Annotated in this window: 21 protein-coding genes and 1 tRNA gene; 16 read left to right on the forward strand and 6 right to left on the reverse strand. The window is 62.4% G+C overall.

All coding sequences use genetic code 11. The features are described from left to right. Positions 1-220 precede the first annotated feature (220 nt). The 6 genes from dapE to map form a co-directional block, all read right to left on the reverse strand. The gene (gene dapE / locus RO069_RS11825) at positions 221-1,351 is read right to left on the reverse strand and encodes a succinyl-diaminopimelate desuccinylase (RefSeq protein ID WP_328187725.1); all 1,131 of its coding nucleotides are present in this window, start codon (positions 1,349-1,351) and stop codon (positions 221-223) included. 186 nt (positions 1,352-1,537) lie between these two features. Continuing rightward, entirely contained in the window at positions 1,538-2,566 is a 1,029-nt protein-coding gene (gene dapD, locus RO069_RS11830; RefSeq protein ID WP_328187726.1) for a 2,3,4,5-tetrahydropyridine-2,6-dicarboxylate N-succinyltransferase, read from the reverse strand. Between the two features lie 196 nt (positions 2,567-2,762). Beyond that, positions 2,763-3,107: an ArsC family reductase gene (locus RO069_RS11835; protein WP_328187727.1), complete on the reverse strand. Its 345-nt coding sequence runs from the start codon at positions 3,105-3,107 to the stop codon at positions 2,763-2,765. 318 nt (positions 3,108-3,425) lie between these two features. Then, positions 3,426-4,619 carry a succinyldiaminopimelate transaminase gene (dapC, locus tag RO069_RS11840; protein ID WP_328187728.1) on the reverse strand — a complete coding sequence of 398 codons (1,194 nt, stop codon included), beginning with the start codon at positions 4,617-4,619 and terminating at the stop codon, positions 3,426-3,428. Beyond that, on the reverse strand, positions 4,616-7,264 hold the full coding sequence (locus tag RO069_RS11845) for a [protein-PII] uridylyltransferase (protein WP_328187730.1): 2,649 nt from the start codon (positions 7,262-7,264) through the stop codon (positions 4,616-4,618). Before RO069_RS11845 ends, dapC begins: the two co-directional genes overlap by 4 nt. Then, positions 7,265-8,035, reverse strand: coding sequence for a type I methionyl aminopeptidase (gene map, locus RO069_RS11850; protein WP_328187731.1), 771 nt, complete (start codon positions 8,033-8,035; stop codon positions 7,265-7,267). A 341-nt stretch (positions 8,036-8,376) separates the two neighbouring features. On the opposite strand from map, the gene rpsB reads away from it, so the two are divergent. The 16 genes from rpsB (at position 8,377) to RO069_RS11930 (ending at position 23,444) form a co-directional block, all read left to right on the forward strand. After that, positions 8,377-9,129: a 30S ribosomal protein S2 gene (gene rpsB / locus RO069_RS11855; protein WP_328187733.1), complete on the forward strand. Its 753-nt coding sequence runs from the start codon at positions 8,377-8,379 to the stop codon at positions 9,127-9,129. A gap of 132 nt (positions 9,130-9,261) precedes the next feature. Beyond that, on the forward strand, positions 9,262-10,131 hold the full coding sequence (gene tsf, locus RO069_RS11860; RefSeq protein ID WP_328187734.1) for a translation elongation factor Ts: 870 nt from the start codon (positions 9,262-9,264) through the stop codon (positions 10,129-10,131). A 290-nt stretch (positions 10,132-10,421) separates the two neighbouring features. After that, entirely contained in the window at positions 10,422-11,150 is a 729-nt protein-coding gene (pyrH, locus tag RO069_RS11865; RefSeq protein WP_328187735.1) for a UMP kinase, read from the forward strand. 75 nt (positions 11,151-11,225) lie between these two features. After that, positions 11,226-11,783, forward strand: a complete 558-nt coding sequence (frr, locus tag RO069_RS11870; protein WP_328187784.1) for a ribosome recycling factor — start codon at positions 11,226-11,228, stop codon at positions 11,781-11,783. Positions 11,784-11,821: 38 nt separating this feature from the next. After that, entirely contained in the window at positions 11,822-12,595 is a 774-nt protein-coding gene (uppS, locus tag RO069_RS11875) for a polyprenyl diphosphate synthase (RefSeq protein WP_328187736.1), read from the forward strand. A 54-nt stretch (positions 12,596-12,649) separates the two neighbouring features. Beyond that, positions 12,650-13,492, forward strand: a complete 843-nt coding sequence (locus RO069_RS11880; protein ID WP_328187738.1) for a phosphatidate cytidylyltransferase — start codon at positions 12,650-12,652, stop codon at positions 13,490-13,492. A 5-nt stretch (positions 13,493-13,497) separates the two neighbouring features. Further along, positions 13,498-14,700, forward strand: a complete 1,203-nt coding sequence (gene ispC, locus RO069_RS11885) for a 1-deoxy-D-xylulose-5-phosphate reductoisomerase (protein WP_328187786.1) — start codon at positions 13,498-13,500, stop codon at positions 14,698-14,700. A gap of 43 nt (positions 14,701-14,743) precedes the next feature. After that, positions 14,744-16,093 (forward strand): RIP metalloprotease RseP, encoded by a 1,350-nt coding sequence (gene rseP, locus RO069_RS11890; protein WP_328187739.1) that lies wholly within the window; start codon positions 14,744-14,746, stop codon positions 16,091-16,093. A 44-nt stretch (positions 16,094-16,137) separates the two neighbouring features. Continuing rightward, positions 16,138-18,459, forward strand: a complete 2,322-nt coding sequence (bamA, locus tag RO069_RS11895; RefSeq protein ID WP_328187741.1) for an outer membrane protein assembly factor BamA — start codon at positions 16,138-16,140, stop codon at positions 18,457-18,459. A gap of 149 nt (positions 18,460-18,608) precedes the next feature. Continuing rightward, entirely contained in the window at positions 18,609-19,082 is a 474-nt protein-coding gene (locus RO069_RS11900) for an OmpH family outer membrane protein (protein ID WP_442915368.1), read from the forward strand. Between the two features lies 1 nt (position 19,083). Continuing rightward, the gene (gene lpxD, locus RO069_RS11905) at positions 19,084-20,109 is read left to right on the forward strand and encodes a UDP-3-O-(3-hydroxymyristoyl)glucosamine N-acyltransferase (protein WP_328187743.1); all 1,026 of its coding nucleotides are present in this window, start codon (positions 19,084-19,086) and stop codon (positions 20,107-20,109) included. Positions 20,110-20,121: 12 nt separating this feature from the next. Beyond that, positions 20,122-20,559: a 3-hydroxyacyl-ACP dehydratase FabZ gene (gene fabZ / locus RO069_RS11910; protein ID WP_328187744.1), complete on the forward strand. Its 438-nt coding sequence runs from the start codon at positions 20,122-20,124 to the stop codon at positions 20,557-20,559. Then, on the forward strand, positions 20,559-21,350 hold the full coding sequence (lpxA, locus tag RO069_RS11915; RefSeq protein WP_328187745.1) for an acyl-ACP--UDP-N-acetylglucosamine O-acyltransferase: 792 nt from the start codon (positions 20,559-20,561) through the stop codon (positions 21,348-21,350). Before fabZ ends, lpxA begins: the two co-directional genes overlap by 1 nt. A 53-nt stretch (positions 21,351-21,403) precedes the next feature. Then, positions 21,404-22,564, forward strand: coding sequence for a lipid-A-disaccharide synthase (gene lpxB / locus RO069_RS11920; RefSeq protein ID WP_328187746.1), 1,161 nt, complete (start codon positions 21,404-21,406; stop codon positions 22,562-22,564). Then, positions 22,564-23,256: a ribonuclease HII gene (rnhB, locus tag RO069_RS11925; RefSeq protein ID WP_328187748.1), complete on the forward strand. Its 693-nt coding sequence runs from the start codon at positions 22,564-22,566 to the stop codon at positions 23,254-23,256. Before lpxB ends, rnhB begins: the two co-directional genes overlap by 1 nt. A gap of 111 nt (positions 23,257-23,367) precedes the next feature. Further along, positions 23,368-23,444, forward strand: a tRNA-Met gene (locus tag RO069_RS11930). Positions 23,445-23,464 lie beyond the last annotated feature (20 nt).

Genomic DNA, 23,464 nt, shown 5'->3' on the forward strand with positions numbered 1-23,464 from the left:
CCAAGCCGGCAACTCCGGAATCCGGTCTCTGGCGCCCTTCGGGCGCTCCCCCTCTCCCTGGCCCTCTCCCGCACAGGGGAGAGGGGATGTATGTCGCCAAATATGCTGAAGCCCTTCCCGTATGGGAGAGGGAATTTACGCCGCCAAGTTTGCTGAAGCCCTTCCCATATGAGGAGAGGGGATGTTTACCGCAGTTTCCGTGCTACTCACCCCCCTTCTTCTACCCCAGCAACTCCACCAACACCTGCTCATAGATCTCGGACAGCGTATCGAGATCCTCCGCCTTCACGCATTCGTCCACCTTGTGGATGGTCGCATTCAGCGGCCCCAGTTCCACTACTTGCGCGCCCGTGGGGGCGATAAAACGACCGTCGGAGGTGCCGCCGGAGGTGGATAGTTCCGTCTCGCGACCGGTGACCCGGCGGATGGCGTTCTGGGTGGCGGTGACCAGGGCACCCCGGTCCGTCAGGAAGGGGCGTCCGCTCAGGTGCCATTCCAGGTCGTATTTCAGGTTGTGCCGGTCCAGGATGGCGACCACCCGTTCCTCCAGACTTTCCGCGGTGTTTTCGGTGCAGTAGCGGAAGTTGAAGTGCACTGTCAGCTCGCCGGGGATGATGTTGCTGCCGGTGCCCGCCTCGATCTTCGTGATCTGGAAGGTGGTGGGCGGGAAGAAGTCGTTGCCGCTGTCCCAGAATTCGTTGGCCAGGGCATCCAGTGCCGGCGCAGCCGTGTGTACGGGGTTTTCCGCCATATGGGGGTAGGCCACATGCCCCTGCACGCCGTGGACCGTGAGGTAGCCGTGCAGGGAGCCGCGACGGCCATTCTTGATGATGTCTCCCACTTCATGGGTGCTGGAGGGCTCGCCGATCAGGCACCAGTCGATCTTCTCGTTCCGGGCCTCCAGGGTTTCCACCACCTTGACGGTGCCGTCGTGGGCCGGGCCTTCCTCGTCGCTGGTGATCAGCAGGGCAATGGAGCCCCGGTGATCCGGGTACTTTTCCACGAAGCGTTCGCAGGCGGTGACGAAGGCGGCCAGGCTGCCTTTCATGTCTGCCGCGCCCCGTCCGTGGAGGTAGCCATCGTGGATGTCTGCTTCGAAGGGCGGGTGAGTCCAGTTCTTCTCGGGACCGGTGGGCACCACATCGGTATGCCCGGCAAAGGCCAGCAGGGGGCCATCAGAGCCCTTGCGGGCCCAGAGGTTGTCGGTGTCGCCAAAACGCAGGTTTTCGCCCGCGAAGCCCAGGGGCGCCAGGCGGGACATCATCAGTTCCTGGCAGCCGGCATCGTCCGGGGTGACGGACTGGCGGCGGATCAGGTCCATGGCGAGTTCGAGAGTGGGGGATAATGTCATGACGGTTCTCATAGCGTCTTGCCAAGGTTTCGACCTGCATCCCCTCTCCCCTGGAGGGAGAGGGCCAGGGAGAGGGGGAGCGCCCGAAGGGCGCCTACGATCAAACGGAGGAGTCGTCTGCTCCACCCTCTCCCCAACCCTCTCCCGTGAAGGGAGAGGGGGCTAAGCAGTGCATTGGCTGAGGCTTCAGTTATTGGCGTGCAACTGGTCGTTCAGTTCAATGGCGGTCTTGTTGGTCTTGCACTCCACCGCGCCGGTCTGGCTGTTGCGGCGGAAGAGCAGGTCGGTCTTGCCGGCCAGGTCCCGGGCCTTGACCACTTCCACCAGGTTGTTCTGGTCATCCAGCAGGGCCACCTTGGTGCCGGCAGTGATGTACAGGCCGGCTTCCACGGTGCAGCGATCGCCCAGGGGAATGCCAATGCCGGCGTTGGCGCCCAGCAGGCAGTTCTCGCCCACGGAGATGATGATGTTGCCGCCACCGGACAGGGTACCCATGGTGGAGCAGCTGCCGCCCAGGTCAGAGCCCTTGCCGATCATCACGCCGGCGGATACGCGGCCCTCGATCATGCTGGTGCCTTCGGTGCCGGCGTTGAAGTTGATGAAGCCTTCATGCATGACCGTGGTGCCTTCGCCCACGTAGGCGCCCAGGCGTACCCGGGCGGTATCGGCGATGCGCACGCCCCGGGGGACCACGTAGTCGGTCATCTGCGGGAACTTGTCCACGGACTTCACTTCCAGGATGCGGCCTTCCAGGCGGGCCTGGAGCTGGCGCTCGGGCAGCTCGTCCAGGTCGATGGCGCCTTCGTTGGTCCACGCCAGGTTGGGCAGCAGCCCGAAGATGCCGTCCAGCTTGACGCCGTGGGGCTTGACCAGCCGGTGGGAGAGCAGGTGAAGCTTCAGGTACACCTCGGGCGTGCTGGTGGCGGAGTCATCTGTCTGCAGGATGGTCACGGATACCGGCTTGCGGCTGTCAGCCGCCTTGCGGGCCAGGGTGGCCTGATCCGTCTGAGAGGTGGAGCCCAGGGCTTCGGCAAAGGCCTTGAGCTGATCGGCGGACGCCTCGATGGCCTGGTTGCCGCCCTGGTAGCCCAGGGTGTTGGAGGCCACTTCGATCAGCTCGTTATCCGGCATCAGGACCGGCTGCTGGTAGTAGACTTCCAGCCACTCGCTCTTCTGGTTCTGGGTGCCGATGCCAATTCCGAATGCAAAACTCATCTGGTGCTCCTCGTTGGTAAAGATGAAAGCTTAGCCCCTCTCCCTTGACGGGAGAGGGGTTGGGGAGAGGGTGGGGCAGCTAACTCCACAATTTGCCTTTTGGCGCCCTGCGGGCGCTCCCCCTCTCCCTGACCCTCTCCCGCACAGGGGAGAGGGGATGTTCGCCGCTGAATGAGGTGCTGGCCTCTGGTATCGCTCAAGCCTTGTATCTTTCGGCCCATTCGTCAGCGCTAAAGCCGACACTTACGCTGTCACCACTTTCCACCACCGGACGTCTAATGATGGAAGGGTTGTCCAGCATGATCTCGTGGGCGGTCTGGGCGCCAATGGTATCACGAAGCTCTTCCGGCAGCTTGCGCCAGGTGGTACCCCGGCGGTTGATCAGGGTCTCCCAGCCGATGGCCTGTTCCCAGCGGGAGAGCAGGGTTTCATCCAGGCCGTCCTTCCTGAAATCGTGGAATTCATGGGCGACGTTGTTCTCGTCCAGCCACTTGCGGGCTTTTTTGACGGTGTCGCAGTTTTTGATGCCGTAGAGCTTCATGGTTCAATCCTGTTTCTTTCTAAGCCCCTCTCCCCCTGGAGGGAGAGGGGTTGGGGAGAGGGGGGAGTAGGTAACTCCAATGTATGATTTTGGCGCCCTACGGGCGCTCCCCCTCTCCCTGGCCCTCTCCCGCACAGGGGAGAGGGGATGTACGCCGCGAACTCCGGTTTTAGCCCCTCTCCCTTGACGGGAGAGGGGGTGGGGAGAGGGTGGGGCGACTGACTCCACAATTTGTCTTATGGCGCCCTGCGGGCGCTCCCCCTCTCCCTGGTCCTCTCCCTCCAGGGGAGAGGGGATGTACGCCGCGAACTCAGGGGATTACCGCTGAAGAAACCGCACAATCCGCTCCGCTGCTTCAACGCATTCTTCCAGCGGCGCCACCAGGGCCATGCGCACGCGATTCTCTCCTGGGTTATAGCCGTCGACGGTGCGGGACAGGTAGCGGCCCGGCAGTACGTGCACATTCTGCTGCGCGGAGAGATCCCGGGCGAAGGTTTCGTCGCTCATGGGTGTCTCGGGCCACAGGTAGAAGCCGGCGCCCGGGAAGTCCACGTTCATGACCTGTTGCAGGATGGGTACGACCGCCTCGAACTTGGCGCGGTAGGCGGCGCGGTTTTCCTTTACGTGGTCCTCATCCTGCCAGGCGGCGATGCTGGCCAGCTGGTTGTGGATGGGCATGGCGCAGCCGTGGTAGGTGCGGTAGCGCAGGTAGTCCTTCAGGATGCGGGCATCGCCGGCTACGAAGCCGGAGCGCAGGCCCGGCAGGTTGCTGCGCTTGGACAGGCTGTGGAACACCACGCAGCGGGCGTAGTCGTCCCGGCCCAGGGCGGCGCAGGTCTGCAGCAGGCCCTCCGGGGGATTGGCCTCGTCCGGGTAGAGTTCGGAGTAGCACTCGTCCGAGGCGATGATGAAATCGTGCCGGTCCGCCAGTTCGATTACCTGCTTCAGGGTGTCCCTCGGGATGACGGCGCCGCTGGGGTTCCCCGGCGAGCACAGGAACAGGATCTGGCAGTCCCGCCAGACGTCGTCCGGCACTGCCGCAAAATCCGGGATGAAACCGTTGCCTGCGTCGCAGGGCAGGTAGTGGGGCGTGGCGCCGGCCAGCAGGGCGGCCCCTTCGTAGATCTGGTAGAAGGGATTGGGGCTGACCACCGTCGCCGGTCGTGTGTTGTCCACGGCGGCCTGCACGAACGAGAAGATCCCCTCCCGGGTGCCATTCACCGGCACCACGTTGCCGTCCGCCTTCAGGGTACCGGGGTTGAGGCGGAAGCGCCGGGTGGCCCAGTCCGCGATGGCCTGGCGCAGTTCCGGCATGCCCCCGGTGGTGGGGTAGTTGGCCAGGCGATCCAGGTTGTCGGCGATGACCCGTTTGACGAATTCCGGCGACGGGTGCTTGGGCTCGCCGATGCCCAGGGAGATGGCGTCCAGGTGCGCCGGCGGCACCACATCGGCCTTGAGTGTGGCGAGCTTTTCAAACGGGTAGGGGTGTAGTCGGGACAGGTTGGGATTCATTGGGTGTTATCCAGCATGTTGCGCAGGTCGTCCTGTAGTGACTGGCAGACGTCCGGGTCGCGGATCGGCCAGCCGTGCTCGTCGGTGACGAAGAAGGCGTCTTCCACCCGTTCACCGAGGGTGGCGATCTTGGCGTTGGTCAGGCGGACCCGGTGTTCCAGCAGCACCCGGCCAACCCGGGCCAGCAGCCCCGGCCGGTCGGGGGTGATTACCTCGATCACCGTGCGCTGATTGAAGGTGTCGTTGGACAGGGTGACTTCCGTGGGAAACGAGAAGTGCTTCAGTTGCCGGGGCGTGCGGCGCTGGATGATGTCCGGGTAGTCGTCCGGGTCGTCCAGTTCCTCCACCAGCCGCTTGCGGACCCGCTCCTTGCGGGCCGGATCCTTGCCCAGGGGTTGGCCCTGCTCGTCCAGCACCACGTAGGAGCTGATGGACCAGGGGCCCTTGCTGGCCACGCTGATGCGGGCGTCGACGATGTTCAGGTTGAGCTGCTCAAGCACTGCGGTGGTGGCGGCAAACAGGGCCACCCGGTCCTTCACGTAGATCACGATATGGGAGTAGCCGTCGGTGGGGCCACCCCGGGTGTCGCGGATCAGTACCAGCGGGTCCGGGTCGTCGCCGTGGCGGATGATGGCGGCGGTCTGCCAGGCGATATCGATGGTGGAATCCTGCAGGAAGTATTCCTCGTCCAGGGTGTCCCAGATGACATCGATCTGCTCGTCTGTCATGCCTTGGGCGTGGAGGATCTCCCGGGCTTCCGACTGGGTGGCCTTGACCCACTCCTCGCGGTTAAACGGTGTCTCCGTGCCCCGGCGCAGGGCGCGCTTGGTCTCCACGTACAACTGGCGCAGCAGCGACGCCCGCCAGGTGTTCCACAGCTTGGGGTTGGTGGCGCTGATATCGCAGGCGGTCAGTACGTACAGGTAGTCCAGGTGCACCTGGCTGGGCACGGCCCGGGCGAACTCATTGATGATGTCCGGGTCGGAGATGTCCTTGCGCTGGGCGGTCATGGACATCAGCAGGTGGTTTTCCACCAGCCAGGCGATCAGTTGGGTGTCCCGCTCGCCCAGGTGGTGGCGCTTGCAGAAGGCCTCCGCGTCTTCCGCCCCCAGCTCCGAGTGGTCACCGCCACGGCCCTTGGCCACGTCGTGGTAGAGGCCGGCCAGGTAGAGCACTTCCGGCTTCGGGAGCTGGTGGACCAGGCGTGAGGCCAGGGGGAACTCCGTGCGGCTCTCCGGGTTGCCCAGTCGCACCATGTTGCGGATCACCCGCAGGGTATGAGTGTCCACGGTGTAGATGTGGAACAGGTCGTACTGCATCTGGCCGATAATCTGGCCGAATTCCGGCAGGTAGCGCCCCAGTACGCTGTACTTCTTCATATGGGCGAGGGTTTCGTCCAGCGGGTGCGGGGTCTTCACCAGTTCCATGAACAGCGAGGTCACCGCCAGGTCGTTGCGGAACTGGTCGTCGATCAGGTGGCGGTGTGCCCGCAGGGCGCGGATGGTGGACGCCCGGATGCCCCGGATGGACGGGTGCTGGGCCATCAGCAGGAAGATTTCCATGATGGCGTAGGGGGCGTAGGCGAACACCTGGGTGTTGATGGCCTCGATGTACTGGTCGCGGATCTGGAAGCGTCGGTTCAGGGGCTGGATCTTCGCCTCCTGGTCCCGTTGCAGGATGGCCTCGTCGTAGTACTGCAGGATCACATCGGTCAGCTCCGCCAGGGCCAGCACCGTGCGGTAGTAGGCCTGCATCATCTGCTCGACACCCAGTTTGCGGCCTTTGTCCCGGTAGCCGAGCATGTCGGCGAGGGCGCGCTGGTGGTCGAACAGCAGCCGGTTTTCGTTGCGGTCGGCGATCAGTTGCAGGCCGTAGCGCAGGCGCCAGAGGAAGTTCTCGCCCTGCAGCAGCACATCGTGCTCTTCCTCGGTCAGGACGCTGAACCGGGTGAGGTCGGCAATGGTGTCGAGGCCGAAATGGCGCTTGGTGATCCAGCCGATGTTCTGGATATCCCGCAGGCCGCCTGGCGAGGCCTTGATGTTGGGTTCCAGGTTGTACTCGGTGTCGCCGTACTTCTGGTGGCGCTTGAGCTGTTCCTCGCGTTTGGCGATGAAGTAGTTGCGGTCGCTGCTGACGTCGTCGGAATACACCGCCCGGCTCAGTTCCGTCGTTAGTTCCTCGGGGCCCGCGATGGTACGGGTTTCCAGCAGGTTGGTGAGGATGGTGACATCCTCGCGGGCGGCCTGCTTGGATTCCTCCAGGCTGCGCACGCTGTGGCCGATATCCAGCCTCAGGTCCCACAGCAGGGTGATAAAGGCGCCCAGGTCCTCATGCCAGGCATCGTCGATACCGTTACGGGTGAGGATCAGCAGGTCGATATCCGAGTGGGGGTGGAGCTCGCCCCGGCCATAGCCGCCCACGGCCAGCAGGGCGATGTCACCGGAGCGTGCGAAGTCGTAGCGGTTCCAGATTTCCCGCAGTACCAGGTCGACCGTATCCGCCCGGGACTTCACCAGGTCACGGACATCCGCACCATTGCGGAAGGCTTCGGCGTCGGCCAGATAGGCCTTCTTGAGAAGCTCCCTGGCCGCCTTGATGGGGGAGGGGGCCTTGGCGATCTCATTGGCGAGTACGGTCGTGTCCACTCAGATTGACTCTTCTTGGCGTCTGGTCAGCACTTCGTGGCCGTCGGCGGTCACCAGGATGGTGTGTTCCCACTGGGCGGACAGCTTGTGGTCCTTGGTGACGGCGGTCCAGCCATCCCCCAGCACCTTGGTGTGGTACTTGCCCTGGTTGATCATGGGCTCGATGGTGAAGATCATGCCTTCCTTCAGTTCCATACCGGTGCCCGGGCGACCGTAGTGCATGACCTGAGGCTCCTCGTGGAAGACCTTGCCGATGCCGTGGCCGCAGAAGTCACGGACCACCGAGTAGCGGTGCTTCTCGGCGTGCTCCTGGATGACGTGGCCGATATCCCCCAGACGGGCGCCGGGCTTCACCAGCTCGATGCCCTTGTACATGCACTCCTGGGTGATGCGGATCAGGCGCTCGGAGCCGGGCTTGGGCTTGCCGACGATCCACATCTTGCTGGTGTCGCCGTGGTAGCCGTCCTTGATCACGGTGACGTCGATATTCATGATATCGCCCTCCTTGAGCACCTTCTTCTCGGAGGGGATGCCATGGCACACCACATGGTTGATGGAGGTGCAGATGGATTTGGGGAACCCCTTGTAGTTCAGGGGGGCCGGAATGGCCTTCTGCTCATTGACGATGTAGTCGTGGCAGATCCGGTCAAGTTCCTCGGTGGTGACACCGGGCTTGATGTGGGCGTCGATCATTTCCAGCACCTCAGCCGCCAGGCGACCGGCCACGCGCATCTTCTCGATTTCTTCCGGGGTCTTGATGGTTACTGTCATTGGACTTCCTGGTAAATGAATGGCGTCGCCCCGGGCGTATACCGTCGTCTTGGATAAGGCTTGTGCCAGTCGGGCACCGGAAGGCGACTGCCGGGCGGATAGGCTATTTTAAGGGGCTGGCTGTACAGGTACAAGGAAGTGCGGAAAAGCTGGCGCCGGGGGCGGGTTTTATGGTATAAACGCGCCGCCGAAATGCGAACCTCGACCTGTGTTGGGGGCGCCGGCAAATTCACACACGCGTCAGCACGTTGTTCCAGGGTGCCCGAACCATGGCCAGAGGCCGCTCGGGTTGGAGCAATCGGACGTGTGGAGGACTAACCCGAAGCTACAAGGTATTTATCATGGCTCAGGTAAACATGCGTGACCTGCTCAAGGCAGGTGCTCACTTCGGTCACCAGACCCGTTACTGGAACCCGAAAATGTCGAAGTTCATCTTCGGCGCCCGCAACAAGATCCATATCATCAACCTGGAACAGACTGTTCCGGCCATGAACGACGCGCTGCAGTTCATCGAGCAGCTGGCCGGTAACAAGAACAAGATCCTGTTCGTTGGCACCAAGCGTGCCGCGGCCAAGATCATCAAGGAAGAAGCCGACCGTGCCGGTCAGCCGTACGTCAACCATCGCTGGTTGGGCGGCATGCTGACCAACTACAAGACCATCCGTCAGTCCATCCGTCGCTACCGTGACCTGGAAACCCAGAGCCAGGACGGTACCTTCGACAAGCTGACCAAGAAGGAAGCCCTGGACCGCACCCGTGAAATGGAGCGTCTGGAGCGGTCCATCGGTGGTATCAAGGACATGGGCGGCCTGCCGGACGCCATGTTCGTGATCGATGTGGACCACGAGCGTATCGCCATCAAGGAAGCCAACAAGCTGGGCATTCCCGTGATTGGTGTGGTCGATACCAACAGTGATCCGGACGGCGTTGACTATGTGATTCCGGGCAACGATGACGCCATCCGCGCCATCCAGATCTACGTGAAGGCCGTTGCAGACACCTGCATCGAAGCTGCCCAGGCAGGCGGTGGCGCTGACGAGTTTGTTGAAGTCAGCGAAGAAGCTGCCGCCGGCGAAGCACCCGCAGCCGAGTAACGCTGCCGGTCATACGCCTATCACGTTGACCCGTTGGAATGGGGGCGAGGACAACGTCGCCTCCTTTCGCTGGATTCAACCGCCGGGCCACCGATCGCGCCCGGCCGGTTCTAACTGTTAAGAGGATTGAACATGGCTGCTATTACCGCTGCAATGGTCAAGGAGCTCCGTGAGCGCACCGGCCTTGGCATGATGGAGTGCAAGAAGGCACTGGTGGAAGCTGAAGGCAGTGTTGATGCCGCAATCGAAGAGCTGCGCAAGTCATCCGGCCTGAAGGCCGCCAAGAAGGCAGGCCGTACCGCTGCTGAAGGCGCCTCCCTGATCCGCATCTCCGACGACAATACCGTTGCCTACATCCTGGAAGTGAATTCCGAGACCGACTTCGTGGCTCGTGACGACAACTTCCTTGGTTTCGCCAACGACGTACTGGATGTTGCCTTCGAGAAGGGCGAAACCGACGTGGCCAAGCTGATGGAAGGCGACCTGGAAGCCAAGCGCGAGGCGCTGGTCCAGAAGATCGGTGAGAACATCACCGTGCGTCGCATTGTCCGCGTTGAAGGCCCGGTTGTGGGTGGCTATGTCCACAGCAACAACAAGATTGCCTCCGTGGTTGCCATTACCGCCGGTGACGCGGAAGTGGCCCGCGACGTGGCCATGCACGCCGCTGCCGTCAACCCCCGCGTCGGCAAGCCGGAAGACATGCCCGCCGAGGAAGTCGAGAAAGAGAAGGACATCATCAAGGCCCAGCCGGACATGGAAGGCAAGCCCGCCGAAATCGTCGAGAAGATGATGGGTGGCCGGATCAAGAAGTTCCTCAAGGAGAACAGCCTTGTGGAGCAGCCTTTCGTGAAGAACCCGGACCAGACCGTGGGTGAGCTGCTGAAGGACAACGGTGCCGAGCTGGTCGGTTTCGTTCGTCTGGAAGTGGGCGAGGGTATCGAAAAGGAAGAAGTGGACTTCGCTGCCGAGGTGGCTGCCGCTGCCGGCACCGGCAAGGCCTGAGTCTGCTGATCCCCGGGGTGGCATTGCCACGCCGGCGGGGCCTTCCGGGGCGCTATGCCAGCCCCGGGAAGGCTCCCTCAGTCTGCCACGCCAGTTCGGGTTCGCCCGGGCTGCCGTGGCGGGCTTGTATCTGAGATGCCCCTTTTTGAATGAGGAGCATGTCAGATACAAGTCCATCGGGAAACCACGGATAGCCCACTGGTACGCATAGTCAGTAGGGTAATCCGGGTATTTCCGTTCAGGTACCGCAACCGGTGCCTGGATCCAGGTTCACAGACGAGGGGAATAGCATGCCGACATCTTCCAAGACCCAGCCCAGATACAAGCGCGTCCTGCTCAAGCTCAGTGGTGAGGCCCTGATGGGCGAGCATGAGTTCGGCATTGATCCCAAGGTACTTGACCGCATGGCGCTGGAGATTGGCGCCCTGATCGGGATTGGCGTGCAGGTGGGGCTGGTGATTGGTGGTGGTAACCTGTTCCGGGGCGCGGCCCTGAACGAGGCGGGCATGGACCGGGTGACCGGCGACCATATGGGCATGCTGGCCACCGTCATGAACGGCCTGGCCATGCGGGACGCCCTGGAGCGCTCCAACATCCGCACCCGGGTTATGTCGGCCATCCCCATGAGTGGTATCGTGGAGCATTATGACCGCCGCCGGGCGGTCCGTGACCTCAAGGACGGTGATGTGGTGATCTTCTGCGCCGGCACCGGCAACCCCTTCTTCACCACCGATTCCTCCGCCTGCCTGCGGGGTATCGAGATCGAGGCGGATGCGGTGCTGAAGGCCACCAAGGTGGATGGCGTCTACTCCGCGGACCCGATGACCGATCCCACGGCGGTGAAATACGACCGGCTGACCTATGATGAAGTACTGGACAAGAAGCTGGGTGTGATGGACCTGACCGCCATCTGCCTGGCGCGGGACCATGGCATGCCGCTGCGGGTATTCAACATGAACGAGCCCGGCGTATTGACCCGGATCGTGACCGGCGAGCCCGAAGGCACCCTGGTGGAATAACCCGGCGAACGACGAATTCAGGTCCGTCCCGGAGCAGGGGCGGGCAGAGACATGCAGACAAGCGAGGACGCTGAAGTGATTGACGACATTAAAGCCGATGCTGAGAAACGCATGAAAAAGAGCCTGGAGGCCCTGTCGGCTGCCTTCAACAAGATTCGTACCGGTCGGGCCCACCCGGCCATCCTGGACAGTGTGCACGTCAACTATTACGGCCAGGAGACACCCCTGAAACAGGTGGCCAGCGTCAATGTGGAAGACAACCGCACCCTGACCATCTCACCGTGGGAAAAGAGCCTGATTCCCACCATCGAGAAGGCCATCATGGCCTCCGACCTGGGCCTCAACCCCGCCACCAGTGGCGATCTCATCCGCGTGCCGATGCCGATGCTGACGGAGGAGACCCGTCGCGAAATGGTCAAGCAGGCCAAGGCCGACGCCGAGCATGCCCGCGTTTCCATCCGCAACGCCCGTCGTGATGCCAATAACGACCTCAAGGAACTCGAGAAGGAAAAGGAAATCACCGAGGACGACCAGCGTCGCGGTGAGGAAGAGGTCCAGAAGCTCACGGATCGTTATATCGCTGATGTCGACAAGACGCTTAAAGGCAAGGAAGATGACCTGATGGCGATCTGATCGCCAGGCGGAACACCCTGCGGGTATTAGGGGATTGCATGACGGACAAAGTAACAGCGGATATTCCGGTGGAAGCCGGCAAGGTTCCGCGTCACGTCGCCATCATCATGGACGGCAACAACCGCTGGGCCAAGGCCCGGCGCCTGAACGGCGTCGCCGGCCACAAGGCGGGTGTGAATTCAGTCAGGTCGGTGGTGGAGACCTGCGCCAGGGAAGGGGTGGAAGTACTCACGCTGTTTGCCTTTTCCAGCGAGAACTGGCGCCGTCCCGAAGAAGAGGTGTCTGCCCTGATGAGGCTTTTCCTCTTTGCGCTGGAGCGCGAGGTGAAGAAGCTGCACAGGAACAACATCCGCCTGCGGATCATTGGTGACCGGAGCGCCTTCAGCCCCTCCCTGCAGGAGCACATGGCCAAAGCCGAGGAGCTGACCCGGGACAACACCCTGATGACGCTGGTGATCGCCGCCAACTACGGTGGCCACTGGGATATCGCCCAGGCAACGCGGCAGGTGGCTGCCCGGGTGGCCGCTGGTGAACTGACCGCGTCCGATATCACCGAGGACCTTATCCAGCAGCACCTCAGCATCGGTGACCTGCCGATGCCGGACCTGATGATCCGTACCGCCGGGGAGCAGCGCATCAGCAATTTCCTGCTGTGGCACCTGGCCTATACTGAGTTCTACTTCTCCGAGGTGTACTGGCCGGACTTCCGGGCCGATGAGATGCGTAAGGCCCTGGCGGCCTATTCGCGACGAAAACGCCGGTTTGGCCAGACGGACGATCAGGTGGATCGACGGTTGGCCGCTCAGCATTAACAGCTCGCACCAGAACAAGAACAACCCAGAGCTTACACAAGAGCGAAAAGCGACGTGCTCAAAACCCGAATTCTCACGGCGCTGATCCTGGCGCCCATTGCCATCATTGGCATTTTCTTCCTGCCGCCGCTGGGGTTTGCGATTTTTACCGGGGTGGCCATCACCCTGGGCGCCTGGGAGTGGGCGAACATGGCTGGTTACACCTCCAGTCCCGCCCGTATGGGCTATGCGGCCCTGGTGGCCCTGGTGCTGGTCGCGGTATTCCAGCTACCCACCCTGAACCTGTTATGGCTGGGGGTGGCCTGGTGGATACTGGCGCTGTTGATGGTTCGCAGCTACCCCGGTGGAACCTCGGTCTGGGGTAGTCCGCCGGTCCGGGCAGTCATGGGGTTGCTGGTGCTGGTGCCGGCCTGGGTCGGGCTCAACCACCTGCGCAACGGCAGCCTGCTGTTTGGTGAGTTGACCAGCGGCCTGGTGGCTATCCTCTACGTGTTCCTGGTGGTGTGGGTGGCCGATATCGGCGCCTATTTCGCCGGTCGCGCCTTCGGTCGCGCCAAGCTGGCGCCCAGGGTCAGCCCGGGCAAGTCCTGGGCCGGTGTCTGGGGTGGCCTGGCGGCGGTGGCGCTGTTGGCGGTGGCAGCGGGCCTGGTGGCCGGTGCCGCCATGGCGGATACCCTGCTGCTGCTGCTGGCGAGCATGCTGGTGGCGGGGATCTCCGTGGTGGGTGACCTGCTGGAGAGCATGCTCAAGCGTTTTCGCGGTATCAAGGACAGCAGTCAGCTATTGCCGGGGCATGGCGGTATCATGGACAGGATCGACAGCCTGACCGCCGCCATCCCGGTGTTTGCGTTGCTGATCACGCTGACTGGCTGGCTGACTTCAGGGGCAATGTTGTGATGACCATGCCACAGAAACGTCACCTGACGATTCTCGGTGCGACCGGATCCATAGGCCTGAGTACGCTGGATGTGGTCCGGCGTCATCCGGATCGCTTTGGTATCCACGCGCTGACCGCCGCCACCAGTGTTGCTGATATGGAGCGCCTGTGTCGGGAGTTCCGGCCGGCCGTGGCGGTGATGGCCGACGGCGACGCCGCCGGGCAACTGGCCGAGGCCCTGCGGGACCTGCCGGAGGTGAATGTGCGCACCGGTGAGGCGGGGCTGGCGGAGGTGGCAGCCAGCCCGGCTGCGGATACCGTTATGGCGGCCATTGTTGGTGCCGCCGGCCTTGCGCCCACCCTGGCCGCCGTGGAGGCGGGCAAGCGGGTATTACTGGCCAACAAGGAATCGCTGGTCATGTCCGGCCGGCTGTTCATGGACGCGGTGGCCCGTTCCGGTGCCGAGCTTCTGCCCATCGATTCGGAACACAACGCCATCTTCCAGTGCCTGCCACCGGAGCGGGTGCGGGACCTGCCGGGGGCGGGGGTAAGGCGTATCCTGCTCACCGCCTCGGGCGGCCCTTTCCGGACCCATTCCCCGGAGATGCTGAGGGATGTCACCCCGGCCCAGGCCTGCAAACACCCCAACTGGTCCATGGGCCAGAAGATCTCCGTGGATTCCGCCACCCTGATGAACAAGGGGCTGGAGCTGATTGAGGCCTGCTGGCTGTTCAATACCACGCCGGAGCATATCGAGGTCCATGTACACCCGGAAAGCATCATCCACTCCATGGTGGAATACGTGGATGGCTCGGTGCTGGCGCAGCTTGGCAGCCCCGATATGCGCACCCCCATCGCCAACGGTATGGCCTGGCCGGAGCGGGTGGAATCCGGGGCCGAGCCCCTGGACCTGTTTGCCCTGGGGCGCTTCCATTTCGAGCGCCCGGACACGGAGCGCTTTCCCTGCCTGCGGCTGGCGGCCGAGGCCTTCCGTACGGGGGGCACAGCCCCGGCGATCCTGAATGCGGCCAATGAGCAGGCAGTCACCGCTTTCCTCTCCGGGGAGCTTTGTTTTGCCGATATCCCGGTTATCATAGAGCAGACCCTGGCATCGGTGACTGTCCAGCCGGCGGACAGTTTTGACGGTATCATGGCGGCCGACGCCCGTGCCCGTGAATGGGCCAGGGGCGAGATTGACCGCCTCGCCCGACGATCACTGGCGACCTGATGTCAGTCCAGAAGCAACAACGGCCGGATGGGACCCTGATTGCATGCTAGATTTTCTCCAGACAGTACTGGCCCTGATCGTCACCCTGGGTATCCTGGTGACCATCCACGAGTATGGGCATTTCTGGGTAGCCCGCCGTTGCGGGGTCCGCGTTCTGCGGTTTTCGGTGGGGTTTGGTAATCCGATCTTCTCCCGTTACGACCGGCATGGTACCGAGTTCGCCGTGGCGGCCATCCCCCTGGGCGGTTACGTCAAGATGCTGGACGAGCGCGAAGGTCCGGTACCGGAAGACCAGCGCCACGAAGCCTTCACCTCCAAGCCGCCCGGCCAGCGGATTGCCATTGCCGCGGCCGGCCCCGCCGCCAACTTCCTCTTCGCCATTGCGGCCTACTGGCTGCTCAGCGTGGTGGGTTTCACCACCGTGGCTCCCATCACCGGCGAGATCACCGACGGCTCCATTGCCGACAACATGGGTCTGCGTTCGGGCATGGAGATCCTTCAGGTGGATGACCGCGATGTGACCTCCTGGCGCGACATTAATATGCGTCTGCTGGAGCGTGCGGGCGAGGACAGCATGGTGTCCATCACCGTCAGTGACGGCCAGGGGCGTCGTACCCTGAGTGCCGACCTTGATGGCTGGCAGTTGCCGGACGAGAATCCGGCCCCGCTCACCCAGTTCGGGCTGACACCGATGCGGCCCGATGTGCCCGCGGTGATCGGCGAGGTGGTTGCGGGCGGCCGGGCGGAAGCCGGTGGCTTGCAGGAAGGGGACCGGGTAATCGCCGTCGACGGGGAGCCGGTGTCCGACTGGTATGCCCTGGTGGAGCGCATCCAGCAGTCTCCGGGGCAGACCCAGCAGTGGCTGGTGGAGCGGGGTGGCGATCAGCGTTCCCTTGATGTGACCCCTGACATCCGCCAGGTGGATGGCAAGGAGCAGGGCTATGTGGGTGCCGGCGTGGCCGCTGTGGACTGGCCGGACCACATGCTTAGGGAGGTCCGGTATGGCCCCCTGGCGGCGATTCCCAATGCCGTCTCGGAGACCTGGTCCGATACGCGGTTGACCCTGGTGGCTATTCAAAAGATGATTACCGGTCTGTTGTCGCCGACCAACCTTAGCGGGCCGATTACCATTGCCCGGGTAGCGGAGGCCAGCGTCAGCTCCGGATTCGAGGACTTTGTCCGTTTCCTGGCCTACCTGAGCGTGAGCCTGGGCATCCTCAACCTGTTGCCCATCCCCGTCCTGGACGGCGGGCACATCGTTTATTACACCATCGAGGCCATCCGCCGGCGCCCGCTGTCTGAACAGGTTCAGGCGCTAGGATTACGTATCGGTATGGCCATGATTCTGACATTAATGGTGTTTGCTCTTTACAACGACCTGATGCGGTTGTGAGAATTGCGAGCTCCTTACGCGCATTAAACAGGCGATTTAACTTAATGAGACGTTCTTTACTGGGTGCAGCGATTGGCCTCGTACTGGCTGGTATTGCCAGTCAACCGGCCGCAGCAGAAGAGTTTACGGTAGCGGATATCGAGGTCGAGGGCCTGCAAAGGGTCTCAGCCGGCAATGTTTTCTCTGCTTTTCCGGTGGGCATCGGTGAGTCCCTCAGTGAACAGGAACTGGCCGAGGCCATCCGCGCCCTGTTCCGGACCGGCCTGTTTACCGATATCGAGGCATACCGGGACGAGGGCACCCTGATACTGGCGGTGCAGGAACGTCCGGCCATTGCATCCATTGAGATTGAGGGCAACAAGAACATCGAAACCGAGATGTTGATGGACGCCCTTGCCGGTGCCGGTATGCAGGAAGGCCAGGTCTTCCGCCGGGCCACCCTGGAGCGGCTGGAGCTGGAGATCCTCCGGTCCTACGTCGGCCAGGGCCGCTACAATGCGCGGGTTACCGCCACGGCCGAGGAGTTGCCCCGCAATCGCGTGGCGGTGCGACTGGATATCAATGAGGGGGACGTGGCGGCGATCCGCCATATCAATATCGTTGGTAACGAGGCCTTCGACGACGAGGAACTCCTGGAGCTGCTCGAACTGCGCGAGAGCAGTTGGTGGAATTCCCTGACCAGCAAGGACAAGTACGCCCGTGAGCGGCTCAGTGGTGACCTGGAGTCGCTACGCTCCCACTACCTGGATCAGGGCTACCTGGATTTCAACATCGAATCCAGCCAGGTGTCCATCTCACCGGACAAGCGGGATGTCTTCGTGGCGGTGTCCGTCAACGAGGGCAACCAGTACACCATCTCCGATATCCAGCTGCGGGGCGAGCTGATCGTGCCGGAGGAGGAGTTGCGGGAGCTGATCGAGCTTGAGCCGGGGGACATCCTGTCACAGTCGGCGCTCACCGCCACCTCCGAACGCCTGTCCCGACGCCTTGGCCGCGAGGGTTATACCTTCGCCAACGTGAATGCCATTCCCGAATCCGATTCCGAGGATACGGCCGCGGTGACCTTCTTCGTGGAGCCGGGCAACCGAACCTATGTGCGTCGTATCAACTTCGAGGGTAACGTCACCACCAAGGACGAGGTGTTGCGCCAGGAGATGACCCAGATGGAGGGTGGGGTGGCGTCCACCGACCGGATCGAATTCTCCAAGGCCCAGCTTGAGCGGCTGGGTTTCTTCCAGACGGTCACCGTGGACACTACGCCGGTGCCCGGTTCCGAAGACCTGGTGGATGTGACCTATACGGTAACGGAGCAACCCACGGGCAGCCTGTCCGCGTCCATTGGTTTCTCCCAGGTGTCCGGCGTGATCCTGGGGGCCAATATTTCCGAGAACAACTTCTTCGGGACCGGCAAGCGCGTGTCCATCGGCGCCAACTTCAGCGACTCCATCAAGAGTGCGAATTTCTCCTACGAGGATCCCTACTACACGGTGGATGGCGTCAGCCGCGGGTTCAGCCTGTTCGCCCGGGAGACCGACTTCGAGGAGCAGGACATTTCATCCTACCTGCTGGATGAATACGGCGGCAGCCTGAACTTCGGTTACCCCATTGACAGCTATACCCGCCTCAATTTCGGGATTGGCTATACGCTTTCCAAGATCCAGCAGGGGTCCTATACGTCGGATGAAGTCGTAGAGTTTATCGAGGATGAGGGTGATAGCTTTGGTAACTATTTCCTGACGGGATCCTGGCGTCGCAGTACCCTCAACCGGGGCGTGCTGCCCACGGATGGTTACAGCAACAGCCTGTCGGCGGATATCGCCGTGCCGGGCAGTGACCTGACCTTTTACAAGTTGCGTTACAAGGGTGACAGTTTCTGGCCCCTGGACGAGGATGAATCCTGGATTATCCGCACCCGGGCGGAACTGGGCTATGGTAATGGATATGGGGATCGTTCCCAGATGCCGTTCTATGAGCATTTCTATGCCGGCGGTTATGGCTCTGTCCGGGGCTACCGGGCCAATTCCCTGGGTAACCGGGTCGACAACAATAACCCGAACGACAGTGATGATGACGATCCTTTCGGTGGTAACGTCCTGACCGAGGCCAGCCTGGAACTGATCGTGCCCACGCCATTTGCGGGGGATACCCGCAGCATGCGGACCTCGTTCTTCCTGGATGCCGGTCAGGTATTCGACACGACCCGCGGTTTTGATCCGGACATCGGCGAAATCCGGACGTCTGTTGGTATCGGGTTCCAGTGGGTGACCGTGGTTGGCCCGCTTGCCTTCAGTCTGGCCCAGCCCCTCACGGACCAGAGTGGCGACGACACCCAGATGTTCCAGTTTTCCCTGGGACAGAGTTTCTGAGGTGTTGGTCGAGGTGGTGAATAGCGTCACCTCAGGGCAGGGTGGGTTTCGGTATAATGTGACCGGAACCCTTGTGTAATCAAGGAGATAATACGATGGTTGGTTTAAAGGAAACCTTCAAACAGGTAGTCAGTCCACGCGCACTGGCCATGGTATCCGCTCTGCTGGTCGCTGTTCCCGTGGCGGCCGATACCCGTATCGGTGTTGTTGATCTGCGCCAGGCGCTGTTCTCGTCGGAAGATGCCCGGGCGTTCAGCGAGCAATTGCAGCGGGACTTTGCCGGAACCGAGGAGGAGGTCCGCAAGGCCCAGCAGGAGGCCCGGGATCTGCAGGAGCGTCTGCAGAAGGACGGCGCCATGATGAATGAGAGCGAGCGGGAGCAGCTTACGCAGGAGTTCCAGCGCAAGGCCCAGGAATTCGCCCAGAAGAAGCAGCAACTGGACCAGACCCTCAACAGCCGCAAGCAGACGTTCCTGGACGACGCCCGTCCGGAAGTGGATGCGGCGGTGAAGGAACTGATGGAAGAGCACGACCTGGACATCATCCTGCCGTCGGAGACCGTGGTCACTGTGAAACCGGAGCTTAACCTGACCGACGAACTCCTGGAGAAGTTGAACCAGTAACATGGCCACCAAACGCATGACACTGGCGGAGATCGCCAGCGCCCTGGGAGCGGAGTTGCGGGGCGACCCCGACCTGGAAATCACCGGTCTGGCCACCCTGGAGGCCGCCGGCCCGGACCAGTTGAGCTTTCTGTCGAACCCTGCCTACAGCCGGTACCTGGGAGAGAGCCAGGCCGGCGCCGTGTTGATCTCGCCAGCCATGGCGGAGCCAACCCAGACCAATGTCCTGTTACTGGACGACCCCTACCTTGGTTATGCTCGCATCAGCCGTTACTTCGATACCTCGCCGGCACCGGCAGCGGGAGTGCATGCCACGGCGGTGATTGCCCCCTCGGTGGTGGTGCCGGACAGCGCCAGCATAGGCCCCTATGTGGTGATCGAGGCCGGCGTCACCCTGGGCCAGCGGGTGGTGATTGGTGCCCACTCGGTGATTGGTGCCGACTGTTCGCTCGGGGATGACTGTGTCCTGAGACCGAGGGTCACCCTGGCCCATGGCGTCACCATGGGGCACCGCTGCCACATTCTCAGCGGTGCCGTCATTGGCTCCGATGGTTTTGGTTTCGCGGTACACAAGGGCGAATGGCACCGTATTGCCCAGATAGGTGGCGTTACCCTGGGGGACGATGTGGAAGTGGGCGCCAATACCGCCATTGACCGGGGGGCGCTTGAGGACACCCGCCTGGGCAATGGTGTGAAGATCGATAACCTGGTGCAGGTGGCCCATAACGTACAGATCGGTGACCACAGTGCCCTGGCGGGCAAGGTGGGTATTGCCGGCAGTACCCGTATCGGCAGCCACTGTATGTTTGGGGGGGCGTCCGGTGTCAGTGGCCATCTGACCATTACCGATGGGGTCCAGGTGACGGGTATGACCATGGTCACGGGTGATATCCGCGAGCCGGGCGTGTATTCTTCCGGCACCGGACACATGAATAACCGCGAATGGCGCAAGAACGCTGCTCGCTTCAGACAGCTGGATGCCATGGCGCGCCGGTTGAAGGAACTGGAAAAGAAAATTGAGGGCTGAGGCCAGAACCCGATGATGAAAATTGATGAAATAATGGACTTCCTGCCACACCGATACCCCTTTCTGCTGGTGGATCGGATCGTTGAAGTGGAAAAAGGACAATCGATTGCCGGTTACAAGAATGTGACCATCAATGAACCCTTCTTTACCGGGCATTTCCCAGGCAAGCCGATCATGCCCGGGGTGTTGATCATTGAAGCCATGGCCCAGGTCTCCGGTATTCTTGGATATGTGACCGCGGGGCGCTCCGCCGCCGACGGTTCCATCCACCTGCTGGCCGGTTCCAACAAGGCCCGTTTCAAGCGGCCGGTGGTGCCGGGGGACCAACTTCGACTTGAATCCCGGCTGCTTTCCAACAAACATGGTATATGGAAGTTCGACTGTCGCGCCCTGGTGGACGGTGAGGTGGTCTGCGTTGCTGAAGTCATGTCCGCTGAGAGAGACGCTTGATGACCGAAAAGAACTGGACCGGTGTCCATCCCCAGGCCATCGTTGATCCGTCCGCAAAACTGGCGGATGGCGTGACTGTGGGGCCATGGAGCTACATCGGACCTGAGGTCGAGATCGGTGAGGGCACCGAAGTGCTCTCCCATGTAGTGATCAAGGGCCCGACGGTTATTGGTTGCAATAACCGTATCTTCCAGTTCGCCAGTGTCGGCGAGGACTGCCAGGACAAGAAGTACGCGGGCGAACCCACCACCCTGGTGATCGGCGACAACAACGTTATCCGCGAGAACTGCACCATTCACCGGGGCACCGTCCAGGATCGGGGCGAGACCCGCATCGGCAACCACAACCTGTTGATGGCCTACGTCCACGTGGCCCACGATTGCGTGATCGGTGACAATACCATCCTGGCCAACTGTGCCACGCTGGCGGGGCACGTCTTTATTGGTGACTGGGCCATCCTGGGGGGTGGCACCATGGTGCACCAGTTCTGTCATATCGGGCCCCACAGCATGAGCGGCGGCGGAAGTATCGTTCTCAAGGACATACCCGCCTACGTCATGGCCAGTGGCCAGTCCGCGAGCCCTCACGGCATCAACGTTGAAGGGTTGCGCCGCCGGGGCTTCAGTAAAGAGGTGCTGACCGCGCTTCGTCGGGCCTATAAGGTCATCTACCGCCAGGGGCTGACCACGGCCCAGGCCCTTGAGGAGCTCCGGAAGAACTGGCCGGACCTGCCGGAAATGCAGCCGCTGATGGAGTCCCTCCGGATCGCGGAACGTGGCATTGTCCGTTAGGGTCGGTGGTGAGTTCCGTCGTTCCGTCACCTGTAGAGACAGATTCCTCCGGCGTGATCAGTCATGATCGGCTGACTTTTGCCCTGGTGGCCGGCGAGGTCTCCGGCGATATCCTCGGTTCGGGCCTTATTCGTTCCCTTCGCAAACGCTATCCCAACGCCCGCTTTGTGGGCATTGGCGGTGAGGACATGATTGCCGAGGGCTTCCACTCCCTGATCCCCATGGAGCGACTGTCGGTGATGGGGCTGGTGGAGGTCCTTGGGCGCCTGCGGGAGCTGTTTTCCATTCGCGCCCGACTGATGGACTACCTGCTGACCACGCCGCCGGATGTGGTCATCGGGATCGATTCCCCGGATTTCACCCTGGGCGTCGAGGAGCGGTGCCGCAAGGCCGGTATTCCCACCGTTCACTACGTCAGCCCCTCGGTATGGGCCTGGCGCCAGAAGCGCATCGTGGGCATTGCCCGGTCCGTGGACCTGATGCTGACCCTGTTGCCCTTCGAGGCGCAATTCTACGAAGACCACGGTGTGCCCGTCTCGTTCGTGGGGCACCCCCTGGCGGACCGGATTCCCATGGAGACGGACACCGCTGGCGCCCGGGATAACCTGGGACTGGACCGGGACCGGCCGGTCCTGGCCATCCTGCCCGGAAGCCGTGGCGGCGAGGTGGAAAAGCTGGGTACCCTGTTCCTGCAAACCGCCCAGAGGCTGCAGGCGGAGCACCCGGACCTGCAGCTGGTGGTGCCGTGCGTGAATCGCGACCGGGAGGCGCAGGTGAGGGCGCTGGCGGAGGCCCTGGAGGTCAAGCTGCCGCTTACCCTGGTCCGTGGCCGCTCCCGGGAAGTCATGGCATCCGCGGACGTGGTCCTGCTGGCCTCCGGTACCGCCACGCTGGAGGCCATGCTGCTCAAGAAGCCCATGGTTGTAAGCTATCGACTGAACCGGCTGACCTTTGCCCTGGTGTCGAGACTGGTGAAGGTTTCCTGGGTGTCGTTGCCCAACCTGCTGGCCGGCAAGGCGCTGGTGCCTGAATTGCTGCAGGACGATGCCACGCCGGAACGTCTTGCCGGGGCCGTGCTGGAACAACTGGATAATACGGCGGAGCGGGATCACCTGAAACAGGCCTTCACGGAGCTCCATGAAACCCTTCGGCGCAATGCCGATGAACGGGCGGCTGAGGCGGTCAGCGGACTTGTGCAAAAGGGAGGGCAATGATGGCCGGCAAGACGATTCTCCCCCCGTTTGAGTGTCAATACCAGGGTTGGAAGCTGGCCGGTGTGGACGAGGTGGGCCGTGGCCCCCTGGCCGGGCCGGTGGTGACCGCCGCCGTGATCCTGGATCCGGATCGCCCCATTGAGGGACTGGCGGATTCCAAGGCCCTGACGGAGAAACGTCGTGAAGCCCTGTACGACGAGATCATCGACAAGGCCGCCGCCTGGAGCCTGGGCCGTTGTGAGGCGGATGAGATCGACCGGCTCAATATCTACCAGGCCACGCTGCTGGCCATGACGAGGGCGGTGGCCGGGCTGGCCATTGCGCCAGAGTATGTGCTGGTGGACGGCAACCGCTGCCCGCGCTGGCACTGGCCCTCGGAGCCGGTCATCAAGGGCGACGGCCGGGTGGCGGCGATCAGTGCCGCCTCCGTGCTGGCCAAGGTGACCCGTGACCGGGAGATGGTGGCCCTGGACGAGACTTATCCGGGCTACGGCCTGGGCGGTCACAAAGGCTACCCGACACCGGTCCATGTGGAGGCCCTCAACCGCCAGGGCGTCACCCCGATCCACCGGCGTTCATTCCGTCCGGTGCAGGAGGCGCTGACCCTGGTGGGTGAGTGGCAGGGAGCGGTTGCGGAAACCCCCTATGACGATTTGCACTGGCCGGAAGATCTTTTTGAAAATACCCGTTGACAGCCTAGCAACGAATCCTTAATATACGCACCACGTTGAACGGCGAAGCAAAGAAAAAACGCTTCCAAAACAAAAGCTTACCAGTAGCTTTTGGTTCGACAACAAGTTTGATGCGGGGTGGAGCAGTCTGGTAGCTCGTCGGGCTCATAACCCGAAGGTCGTTGGTTCGAATCCAGCCCCCGCTACCACTTTGAAAAAAGCCGGTCTT

The sequence above is a fragment of the Marinobacter sp. OP 3.4 genome (assembly GCF_036224885.1).
In the GTDB taxonomy this organism is placed as follows: domain Bacteria; phylum Pseudomonadota; class Gammaproteobacteria; order Pseudomonadales; family Oleiphilaceae; genus Marinobacter.